Annotated in this window: 7 protein-coding genes and 1 pseudogene; 5 read left to right on the forward strand and 3 right to left on the reverse strand. The window is 59.7% G+C overall.

Annotation, left to right across the window (positions count from 1 at the left end):
- Positions 1-415 precede the first annotated feature (415 nt).
- A complete protein-coding gene (locus tag H6G62_RS24180; protein WP_190499979.1) occupies positions 416-1,870 on the forward strand; it encodes an ATP-dependent DNA helicase RecQ in 1,455 nt (484 codons plus the stop codon).
- A 234-nt stretch (positions 1,871-2,104) separates the two neighbouring features.
- On the opposite strand, the gene H6G62_RS24185 is transcribed toward H6G62_RS24180, so the two are convergent.
- Positions 2,105-4,882: a GAF domain-containing protein gene (locus H6G62_RS24185; RefSeq protein WP_190499981.1), complete on the reverse strand. Its 2,778-nt coding sequence runs from the start codon at positions 4,880-4,882 to the stop codon at positions 2,105-2,107.
- 396 nt (positions 4,883-5,278) lie between these two features.
- Positions 5,279-5,503 carry an exodeoxyribonuclease VII small subunit gene (gene xseB / locus H6G62_RS24190; protein WP_190499984.1) on the reverse strand — a complete coding sequence of 75 codons (225 nt, stop codon included), beginning with the start codon at positions 5,501-5,503 and terminating at the stop codon, positions 5,279-5,281.
- 144 nt (positions 5,504-5,647) lie between these two features.
- On the opposite strand from xseB, the gene H6G62_RS24195 reads away from it, so the two are divergent.
- The 4 genes from H6G62_RS24195 (at position 5,648) to H6G62_RS24210 (ending at position 10,811) form a co-directional block, all read left to right on the forward strand.
- The gene (locus H6G62_RS24195) at positions 5,648-6,715 is read left to right on the forward strand and encodes an LD-carboxypeptidase (protein WP_190499985.1); all 1,068 of its coding nucleotides are present in this window, start codon (positions 5,648-5,650) and stop codon (positions 6,713-6,715) included.
- A 175-nt stretch (positions 6,716-6,890) separates the two neighbouring features.
- Positions 6,891-7,889: a glycosyltransferase family A protein gene (locus H6G62_RS24200; RefSeq protein ID WP_190499987.1), complete on the forward strand. Its 999-nt coding sequence runs from the start codon at positions 6,891-6,893 to the stop codon at positions 7,887-7,889.
- Positions 7,890-7,968: 79 nt separating this feature from the next.
- The gene (hisH, locus tag H6G62_RS24205) at positions 7,969-8,607 is read left to right on the forward strand and encodes an imidazole glycerol phosphate synthase subunit HisH (protein WP_190499989.1); all 639 of its coding nucleotides are present in this window, start codon (positions 7,969-7,971) and stop codon (positions 8,605-8,607) included.
- A gap of 191 nt (positions 8,608-8,798) precedes the next feature.
- Entirely contained in the window at positions 8,799-10,811 is a 2,013-nt protein-coding gene (locus H6G62_RS24210) for a chromosome segregation ATPase (protein ID WP_190499992.1), read from the forward strand.
- A gap of 58 nt (positions 10,812-10,869) precedes the next feature.
- On the opposite strand, the pseudogene H6G62_RS24215 reads toward H6G62_RS24210, so the two are convergent.
- Positions 10,870-11,068 (reverse strand): annotated as a pseudogene (locus H6G62_RS24215) (transposase); the annotation flags it as partial.
- Between the last annotated feature and the right edge of the window lie 399 nt (positions 11,069-11,467).

Raw genomic sequence — 11,467 nt, forward strand, 5'->3', positions numbered from 1 at the left:
AGGAATAATGTCATTGAGATATTTTAAGGTTTTATTTTTGTTGAGCAATTCCTGCTGGCGTTCCTCAAAGTCCCAGAATCCTTTTTGTCCCATAGTCCTGATGAGAAGTGAGTAATTTATACTGTCTATGATCTCATCTTTTCGTGTCTATCGACTATCTCTTTAAGAATCAAAATACTAATGATCAAATATTGGACTATTAGCAAATATTTCAGGAATCTAGATTTCGACATGAGTCTCATTGTGAGACAGTGCCTTCAGTATTTTTCGAGGTGCCCTGAGGATTTTTCTAAAGGCGGATACCATCGGTATCCGCCTTTTCTATTAGATTGGGTAGGTTCTGAGGCTTGCCCAAAATGCCTAGGGCACCTTGAGAGTACCCCAACGGTGGGGGTTCACACTCAGGGACATCACAATGACCCCATTAACCCGCGTCACCTGGGAACAGGTGTTGCACAGCTTTCAGCGCCATTGGGGCTACGACAGCTTCCGCCCTCCCCAGGACGAGATTATCCAGTCCATCCTCGACCGTCGCGATGTGCTGGTGGTGTTGCCCACTGGGGGCGGCAAGTCGATCTGCTTTCAGCTTCCGGCGCTGCTGCAATCGGGGCTGACCCTGGTGGTGTCGCCACTCCTGGCCCTGATGGAGAATCAGGTGCAGGAATTGCGCGAAAAGGGATTGCCCGCCGCCACTCTCCACAGCCAAATGCCGTCCTACCAACGTCGCCGCCTTTTGCAAGACCTAGACCAGCAACGCCTGCGGTTGCTCTATCTCTCCCCCGAAACCCTGCTCAGTCCGCCCGTGTGGGAGCGGTTGTGTAATCCAAACCTTCAGCTTAATGGCCTGATTTTGGATGAGGCCCATTGCCTAGTGCAGTGGGGAGAAACCTTTCGCCCCGCCTACCGCCGCCTGGGAGCCGTGCGCCAAGCCCTGCTCGATAGACGCCCGCCTGGGAGCACCCTGCCCATCGCCGCCTTCACCGCCACCGCCGATCCCCAGGCTCAGCGGATTTTGCGTGAGGTATTGCAGCTCCACAATCCTCAGGTGGTGCGGCTCAACCCCCATCGACCCAACCTTCACCTGGCGGTCAAATCCGTGATCAGCCAGGGCCAGCGGCAACGGGCCTTGGGGCAATTCCTCCGGCAGCACCCCCATCAAGCGGGCCTGATCTACGTGCGCACCCGCCAGGATAGCGAAACCTTGGCCCAAACCCTGCAAACCCAGGGCTACCGCACTGCCCCCTACCACGGGGGTCTGGCGGGAAACGACCGCCGCCGCATCGAAGCCGACTGGATGGCAGACGATCTGCAGTTTGTGGTCTGCACCTCGGCCTTTGGCATGGGGGTCAACAAGCCCAACACCCGCTGGGTGCTGCACTTCCAGGCTCCCTGCACCATCACCGAGTATGTGCAGGAGGTGGGTCGGGCCGGACGGGATGGCCAACCCGCAACCGCCCTCAGCCTGGTGAGCGAACGCACGGGCTGGCTCGATGGCAGCGACCGCCAGCGGGCCAAATTTTTTGACACCCAAACCCAAACCCTGCAACGCAAGGCCCAGCAGTTGGTGCGTCAAATTCCGGCCACGGGGGATGTGCGGGAGATTAGCCAAGCCTTTTCCCATGGGGCCATCTCTCTCTCCTGGCTGCACAGTACCGGGCAACTGGTGTGGTTGGATCCCTTTCGCTACCAGTTGCAGCCCCAGACCACCGGGATTTCCGCCCCCCAAGCCAACGCCAGCCAGCAAATGCACCAGTTTTTGCACAGCCGCCAATGTCGTTGGCAAGCGCTCCTAGAAGCCTTTGGTTTCCGCACCGAGGCCCAGCGCCTACCCCGCTGCGGCCACTGCGACAACTGTCTGAAGGAGCACTAGATCGGTACTTCAAGAGACCAGCCAACGGGATGACTAGCCACAGTCTCATCACAGGGCAAGGAGACTTTACCCCTACCACCTAGCTGATTTGGGAATCGGAGACATGGTGTTTAGGTGTGGTCTGAAAGCCATCGGGTGTTGGGTTTGTTGACTCCCATGCCAAAGGCACAGGTACATATGATGGGTCGAAGATTATCGGCTATCCAGGTGGTGTTGACATACCGAGGGGTTATTCTATCCATCCAGTCGGCTACCGGGATGGGCCAGGGGTAGCAGCAGCCGACTGTGGATACGGCCATCCTCTAGGCGGGAGAAGGACATATCGCCACCCAACTGGTCGAGCAGGCTTTTGCAGATGGCTAGGTGGAGGCCGGGGGGTTCATCGAGAACGGAGGGGGCCAGCACATCGGCACTACTACCGACCTTCAGTTCCTCCAGCAGGGTCGGATCGCAGAGACCGTTATCGGTGATGGAGAGTTCCATCCAGTCGAGGCTGAGGATCCGACACCAAAGGTCGATGCGTCCGCCCACGGGGGATCGTTGGCAAGCGGCCATGAGGATTTCGTAAATCACCATGTCGAGCTTGGTGATGTCCCCGACGATCAACGTGCCTCGGTCACTGTCGTTGTGAACCTTCGACCACAGTTGGCGGCTTTCTAGGGCAGGGGTAATGCGTTCAATGGCGCGGCTGAGGAGGCTAATCAGGGGGGTGGTTTGGGCCTGGAAGCGGAGTTGCCACCGCTCTCGCCTCAGCATGGCCTGGGCCTCCTGCACCATCCGCTGAAGTGGCCGCAGGGGTTGGGAGGTCGCCGCCGGGGTCGGGGAATCCAGCGCATTCGTTGAGGGGGCGAGTTCGTGGATCACCTTGGCCAGTTGGCGATAGGTTTCCTCTAGATAGTGGTGCTTATACCAGTTGAGTTGTTCGAGATCCTGGCGCTGTTGGGTGAGGGTATTGACTAGGTAGAGATGCCGCCGCGACCAGGCCAGTTGGTTGACCAGCAGGTTGACGATGGTGATCTGATGGTTTCCCCAGGTGGGAGGCACCGCAGACACCACCACCAAGGCCGCTGTGACCGCGTGGTGAGGGGACGTGCGCAGTGCCTTGGCCAAAATACGACCCCCTTGGGGGACCGATAGCCATGCTTGGGTGGCAGCGGGCAGTTCGGTGGCGGGCAGGGTAATCAGGTCATCGGTTTGGATCACCCAGTGCAGCAGGGCGTCATCGGTGGGAATGGGGGACACGGTTGGCACCGCCAGGTGATCGTCTTGACCGACCACCTGGGTAATCTGGGCTTGGGGGTCGCCCGGTTGCCAGGTCACCACTAGCGCCACCGAAGCCTGAAGCCACTGCAAAACGTACTGGAGGGTGGTTTGCTCTAGGCGGTCAATCTCAACGCTTTGGGACAGGGTTTTTAGTCCCCATTCCAGGGCGTTGTAGGTGTCCTGCTGTTGGTTGATCTGCCGTTGAAGCTGCCATTGGTGCAAAATCACCCCAATCTGCCGCCCTACGGCCATCATGAGGGTCTGTTCTGCCACCGTCCACTGACGGGGGGTGCCATCGCTCGCCACCACCACACCCTCCGGGGCATGGCCGGGGGAGACATTGCTGGCCATCACCGACTGAGCCCCAAGTGCCAAGAGATGGGGTCGCCACGCCATTAGCCTCAGGTCTTGGGAGAGGTTGTCGATCACCACAGGTAGGGTGCTGCGTTCGAGCAGGTGCCAATCCACCTCGTCGAGGCTGGGCCAGAGGGGTTTTACCCCAGCGGCTCGGTGGGCTTGCCCATGGAAACAGATCTCGTAGGTCTGGCGTTCGGCACTGAACACCAGCACAAGGAACTGCTGAATGCCGAGGTGTTCCCGCAGGTTGGTAAAGCAGGTTTGCAGGGCGTGTCGCCAGTCTCGTTCGTCGTGGATGCCCTGGATGACTCCGGTGGCAAGGGACTGCTCAATTTGGCTGTGGCGCTGCACTTCTTGGTGGGCCACCACGGGGAGGGCCAAACTCAGGAGGCGGGCCATGCCCATCAAAAACTGCTTTTCCGACTCCTGCCACAGACGGGGCAAACTGCCCTCCACCGACAGAAACCCCACCAATTCCTCTGCCCTAGTAATGGGGGCCACCATGATGGATTGGGCCTGAATGCTCTGCATCCAACGGTCGGGTACGATGGCATTCAGCGCCCCCCGGCTTTCCCCGAGCACCACCAGTTGTTGATGGCAGAGCGCTTGGTAGAGCCCTCGCACTTCGGCCACGGGCAGGGTGAGGGCATGATTCTGATCGGGGCTGGCGGGGCGGGGCTGGCGCTGCCAAAAATAGTTACCCTTGGGCTCTAGCCAAAACACACGGGTGCGGGTAGGGGCCATAAAGCGCTGGGTTTCTCGCACCACGTCGTCAAGCTGGCTGTCGAGATCCGCTAAATGGCCCAGCCGCCCCAACACACTCAGCAGGGGTTGTTCCAGGCGTTTGGCCTGCTGTCGCTGTTGTTCCGCCTCGAAATGGTAGAGGGCCTCCGCCAGGGTACCCGTGACGATGGATAGATAGGACAGTTCCTCCAGGGATAGGGTCATCCCCCAGCGTGGGGACGCCAGCACCAGTAGCCCAAAGCAGATTTCCTGGCGCTTGATGGGGTAAACAACGGCGCTTTGGAGGGCAAACTGTTTGGCGATCAAGCCCCACTCCCCCGCCCGCATCTCATTTTGCAGATCCGCCACCACCAAGGGACGCGGCTGAATCACCGTCTGCTCCATCAGATCGCCCGGCGTGAGACCGATGATGGGGCGCATGGGGCGCATGGCTTCGGGGCTGCGGTAGCCCTGGGTCATTAACCGATGGTGAATGGGATCATAGCGACCGATCCAGGCCACCTCAAAGGCTAGGGTTTGGTGCAGGTGGTCGAGGGCAACCACCAGGGCATCTGCATCGGTTTGCGCGACCCGAATCGCCTTGAGGGCACGGGAAAGAGGCACCAGCTTCTGGTCGTGGCGGGGCTCTGTGGGCTGCAATTGCGCCATGGACGTTCAGGAACTCCTTGGAAAAGATAATCGGTGCGATCACCCGAGGCTCCAGGGGCTGGGGGCCAGCTCATCCAGGGTAGCCCCCCATCATCCCCCTGGTTAGCGCTGGGCTAATGGCCCCTGACCACCGAAATAACGTAGATGCCTGATGGCCAAGGGGGCTGAGCCTAGAGCCTGGGGGACCAAAGCCTAGGTTCTCGGATCTGGGCCCATGAACCAGCGGCCCCGTTCACGCCTTCTCCTACAGCCAACCCAGGGAGGACAAAAGCTTCCTCACCCTGATTGCTGAGTCTTGGTTTTCCCATTGTACGCCGCTGTCCTTAGAGGTTGGTTGCCATGGCCGGAGGCCTCGCAGCCGATCACGCCCAGCAAACACCACGGCCCTAGCCGCACCTAGGCATCGGTGAGGGTTTCGATCAATAGGTCTACCTGAGATCGCTTTTCCGCGAGGTAGGTCTCGCACCGTTGCAGGGCTTGCACCGCCTGTTCAAACTGGGTGATCACCTCAGCCAAGGGCAAGCGTCCCGATTCCAAATCAGCCATGATGGCTTCCACGACGGCAACGGTCTCTTCGTAGTTCCAGGGGTCGGTTTTGGGGCTGGTAGATTTCGTAGGCATCAATTTTCAGGGAAAGACTTAGGGGAACTATAACCTAAGTGATTTCCCTTAGGGGCCGCTAGAGCCAACGGGAGGCTGCACCCCACCACGAATCTTGATAGAGTGCAGGGGAGGTCAACACGCACGGTTGAGGAGAACGGGGCCATGCATCGTCGCCAGGTGTTTGCGGGGTTGGGGCTAGCCACGGCAGCGCTATCGGGCTTAGGGATTGGGCCTCATCGCCCTAGGCTAGCCCAAGCGGTCTCCCCGTCGATGCCCTCCCCCCTATATCCGCCTCGCCTAGGGCCGGGGGCCACGGTGGGCATTGTCAGTCCGGCGGGGGCCACCTTCGAGCCAGATCACCTGGATTTGGTGGTGGATGCCGTCACCGCCCTGGGTTGGCAGCCTAAGCTGGCCCCCCATGTGCTAGATCGCTATGGCTACCTGGCGGGGGCCGATCACCTCCGGGCCGCCGATGTAAACACCCTGTTTGCCGACCCCAGCGTCGATGCCCTGTTACCTGTGCGGGGAGACTGGGGCAGTGCGCGGATTTTGCCCTACCTCAACTACGACCAAATTCGGGCTAATCCTAAGGTCATCATGGGGTTTAGCGATATTACCGCCCTGCTGCTGGGGATCTATGCCAAAACGGGGTTGGTCACCTTCCACGGCCCCCATGGCATTACCGCATGGCGTAGCGACCAGGTGGATTTTCTGCGGCGAGTAGTTGTGTTAGGGGAAGCCCTCACCTTTACCAACCCACTCTTAGGGGCGGACCAAGACCGCCTCATGCGCGATCAGGGCCGCATCGAAACCATTACCCCCGGTCGGGCCACCGGACGGCTCATTGGCGGCAATCTTTCGGTGTTGACGGGCCTGGTGGGGTCTCCCTACCTGCCGGATCTGCGAGGGGCGATTTTGTTTTTAGAAGACGTGGGCGAACCGCCCTACCGAGTGGATCGGATGATCACCCACCTCAAGCTGGCCGGGGTGATCGATGGGCTGGCGGGGTTCATCTTCGGGCAATGTCGGGCCTGTGGGCCGGGGGCGGGCTATGGTTCCCTCACCCTGTCAGAAATTTTGCGCGACCACATTCAACCCCTGGGCATTCCTGCCTGGAATGGTGCTTGGATTGGCCATGTGGAACCCATGTGGACCCTACCCATCGGCGGACAGGTGGCCATTGATGCCACCCTAGGGGAAATTCGGATGCTAGAGGCGGCGGTGGTTTAGCGGGGGGATGCGGGCCTCCCCGACAGCAAACTGGGTGAAAAATGGCTATCTTGAGAAGCGACAGCAGCAACAATTTGCAGCAGCAATTGAGGGTCAACGGGTCTACTCCTTAGAAGCGATAGCAGCAGCAAGTTAGGGTCAACGGATCTACTCCTTAGAGAGCCAAGGGGGCGTCATGAAAATATCGGTGGTGATTCCGGCCTATAACGCTGAGGCTTGGCTTGAACAAACCTTAGTCAGCGTCGCGGCCCAAACCTACCCAGCCCATGAAGTGATTGCTGTCGATGATGGATCCACGGACGGTACACTCCATTATTTGCAGGGGCATTCAGGGGTAACGCGGGTGCTCCAAACCGACCACGGCGGGCCAGCGGTAGCTCGTAATGCCGGGATTGCTGCCGCCACCGGAGATTGGGTGGCCTTTTTAGACGCCGATGACTGGTGGTATCCCACCCACCTAGAACAGGCCCATCAGCTATTGCAGGGTGGATCCGACGTGGTGTATTTGGGAGCCGCCGAGCATTTTTCCATTAACGTTAACCGGGTGGTGTCGCGGTCGGATGTGGGGCCGTTGCAGCAACCCACAGCGGGCCTAGACCAGGCCACCTACTTTCAGCTTTACCTCAAGCATGGTCTGTTAGAGTTATCTTCCCTGGTGGCTCGGCGGGAACGGTTACAGGCTATCGGCGGTTTTGTGCCAGCCTTGCGCGGGGCCGAAGACCTGGATGTCATGCTGCGCCTGGTGGTGGGCCACACCTGGGCCTACGACCCCATCCCGGCCACGGTGTATCGCTGCAACAATCCCCAAAGCCACTCTCGCACCGCCCAAGCCAGTGCCGACCGAATCACCGCTAAGCTGCGCACCTTCATCGCCCACCAGCAGAGCTATGCCGTTTCGCCGCAAATGTTACACACCCTGGCCCGCACCACCATGAGTCAAGTGGTGATGAACTGTTCTCGGCCTGATCGTCGCCGCACCCAAGTGATCACCCATCCCTACCTCTCAACCCCGGAACGCTGGCTTTTTGCCCTTTCCACCGAATTTCCCTGGCCCTACCGTCTTCTAAACGGTTGGCGTAATCGCCAGCGCCCGCCCCGCTATGCTCCCCGCCAAGTGGTAGACCCCAGCCCGGTAGACCCCCAGATTATCCCCCCAGAGCGGCCAACTCCCTAGTTCTCCACACCCGCCTCTGGCCTGCGGTTCTGGCTCACCTAGCGATAGGATAGAGCATGACCCTGACCCGGAGGTGCCCGTGGCGACGATTGCGGTAATTGACTATGACATGGGGAATCTGCACTCCGCCTGCAAGGGGTTGGCCATGGCCGGAGCGACGCCCCAGATCACCGACCGCGCCGCCGACCTAGACGCCGCCGATGCCCTGGTGTTGCCGGGAGATGGAGCCTTTGACCCCGCCATGCAGCACCTGCGATCACGGGATTTGGTGGGGCCAATCCAGGAGGCCATCGCCATTGGCAAGCCCTTCCTGGGCATTTGTCTAGGGCTTCAGTTGTTGTTCGATTCTAGCGACGAAGGCACCGAAGCCGGACTGGGGATCATTCCCGGCTACATCAAAAAGTTTCAGAAGGAACCGGAGATCACCATTCCCCACATGGGCTGGAACCAACTCACCCTCGCCCAGCCGGATATGCCCCTGTGGCAGGGCATCCACACCGGAGACTGGGTGTATTTTGTCCATTCCTACTACGCGGCCCCCACCGACCCCGCCGTGATCGCCGCCACCACCACCCACGGCCACCAAACCGTCACCGCCGCCATCGCCAAGGACAACATCATGGCCATGCAGTACCACCCGGAAAAGTCGGCCCCCGCCGGACTCACCATGCTGGCCAACTTTGTTAACCTCATCAATGCCCGGAAAAGTCAGGGCTAACCGAGGTTGGCCCCAGTAGAGATCCCTTCAAGGCTACGGCTTAGACCCATCTCATCTCTATCCATAGGCGCAGAATGGCCCCATTGCGTTTTTTCAACACCCCGATATACTAGGGCAGACTTTCTTGGGTGCCGCGAAGTTTCTTTGCTACTTTGGGGCAAAGCACCCACGCAAACCGACAGGAACTGGGCATGGCTCGCAACCGTGGTACGTCAAAACCATATTTCCAGGAAGAGCCTGAGCCAACACCAGAGCGCTGGGTGGCCCCAGGACAACCCTACCCCGCCTCGCCCCCCTATGAGGCCAATCCCTCCGTGGCTCCTAGCCGCTACAACCCCCTAGCCGACCTGCGACAGCGGTCGGTTTCGCCCTCGGAGTTACCCTGGCCTGTGCCGCCGCCCAAGCGGTCGCTAACCCAGCGCATCGCCCGCCATTGGCCCCTGTGGACAGTGGGTGCCCTGGTGGCGGTGATGGGCCTTGGGGTTGGTTCAGCGGTGATGTTATTGCGCATTCCCAACCTACCCAACTGTCGCGCCATTTTTTGGCCCACGGCCTCTGCTAGCACCCGGATGCAATGTGCCGAAGCCTTTGCCGAGCAGGCCACCGTGGAGGGCTACCTAGAGGCGATTGCTCTGCTGGAGGCGCTGCCGTCGGATCATCCCATGCAAGGGGAAATTAGCCAGCGCATCGAAACCTGGGCCGACCGCATCCTAGATCTGGCGGAACAGGCGTTCCAGGATGGACAGTGGCAGGAGGCCATCGCCATGGCACGTCGGGTACCTCACCACACTGCTGCCGCCCAGGTGGTGGCGGAACGGGTGGAAACCTGGAACCAAATTTGGCAAGAGGCCGAGGCCATCTATACCGCCGCCGAAACCGATCTGGCCAATCTGCAATTTCAGGACGCCTTCACCAAGGCCACCCAACTGCTGAAGGTGCGCAATGCCTACTGGCGCACCACCAAGTACGACGAACTCACGGCCACTATCAACGCCGCCCGCGAAACCCTCAACGAACTGGGCAAGGCCAAGCGCCTTGCCAGCCAACGCACCCTGGCTAACTTGAAGGAAGCCATCGCCATCGTCGAGGGCGTTCCTAGCGAGAGTCCCCTCTATGGTGAGGCCCAAAAAGTGCTGGGCGAACTGGGCCAAACGCTGCTAGAGATGGCGGAAAATGCCCTCAATCAGCGGGATGCCGACGGAGCCCAGCAAATGTTGTCAGCCATTCCCGCCTCACTCAATCTAGGGGCTGATATCGCCGATATGCGCACCATCATTGAAGCTAGTCAGTTGTCGTGGCAGGGGGGCACTACGGGGCTAGAGGGGGCGATTACCCGTCTGCAAAGCATCGATAGCAGCCGTCCTCGCTATGGTTTCGCCCAGCAGTTGATTGGTCAGTGGCGGGCCGAAGTTGAGGGCCGATCCCAGTTGGAATGGGCACAGCAATTGGCCCTAGCGGGCACCACCGACGACCTCCGTGCGGCCATCGCCGAGGCCGAGGGCATTTCCCGCAGCAACCCCGTGTGGAACGAGGCCAAAACCCACATTGATCGCTGGCGGGGGCAGGTGGAAATCACCGAAGATCGCCCCATCCTCGACGAAGCCCGTCAGTTTGCCCGCATGGGAGATCTCAATGCCGCCATCGCCGCTGCCCGCCGCATTGGTTCCGGTCGTGCCCTCCACAGCGAAGCCCAGGATTTAATTCGGGGCTGGCGTAGCGACCAGGAACGCGCCGAGGACGCCCCCATCCTAGCCCAGGCCCAGCAATTGGCCACCGCTGGTCAGTTTCAGGACGCCATTGCCACCGCCTCCCAAATTGGCCGAGGCCGCGCCCTCTACGACACGGCCCAGGAAGATATCGCCCTCTGGCGCAACCAACTGCGGGGGCAGCAACAACTTCAACGGGCCTACCAACTGGCCCAACAGGGTAGCGTTGCCGCCCTGGGAGAGGCCATCCAGGCTGCCCAGCAGGTGCCCGAAGGGAGCCCCCAACGAGCCGAGGCAGTGCGCACCCTCAACCGTTGGAGCCTGGATCTCTTGCGCATGGCCGAAAGCGAAGCCCGCCTCAATCTCCCTCGTGCCATCGACATTGCCCGCACCATTCCGGCCCAAACCGAAGCCTATGCCCAAGCCCAGGTTCGGCTACGGGAGTGGCAAATCCCCACTCCCGTGACGCCACCGCCCCAGCCCCTCGATCCCCTCTAATGGCAGGGCTAGACGCTTTATGAGCAGTGTCGCAACTGCAATTCTTGGCATGATTCATGAGAGTGTTCACGCAGGCGATCAGTATATCCTTCAAACCTCGGTTTTTTGAGGTCGGTGAGCACCTTGAGCCAGAACTTCGCCCCCACCTTCGGGAAGCAAGCAATCGCTTCCACCTCGCCAATCCAGAGACCGAGGAGGCTTTTCGTGCCCTCCACCGTCACGCCCAGAACGACGTAGACGGCCCGCTTGCTGACTCGGCCTGACACCTTCTGTCTTCTTACGTACCATGAGGCGGTCTCCTTAGGGATCGGGATTCTAGACCGCTTACACAAAATTCTGATCAGTCTCTCAAAAAAGTTTTCTGCACCACTAAGCTAAGCCACCTAACGTTCCGGCTGAGCGGCTGCCGATACCCTTGACAACGCACCTGGATGTATCAACAGTCCGCTCCATCCGGATTGTTATGGTGCGTACAAGATCTGCTTGGTTTATTGCTCATTAATTACAAATACTTAAACTTTCGCTAGGGCAATTACCCAGGCTATTAGGCAACACTCCGGACAGTTTTTTGGGGTTGGGTTGGAAAAAAGCTATCCACCGCATAGAGTGCAGGTGCAAGTAAAACACGGTGCACCGATGGATAGCCTCAACAGCAT

It is taken from the genome of Phormidium sp. FACHB-1136, assembly GCF_014697375.1.
GTDB lineage: Bacteria > Cyanobacteriota > Cyanobacteriia > Phormidesmidales > Phormidesmidaceae > Nodosilinea.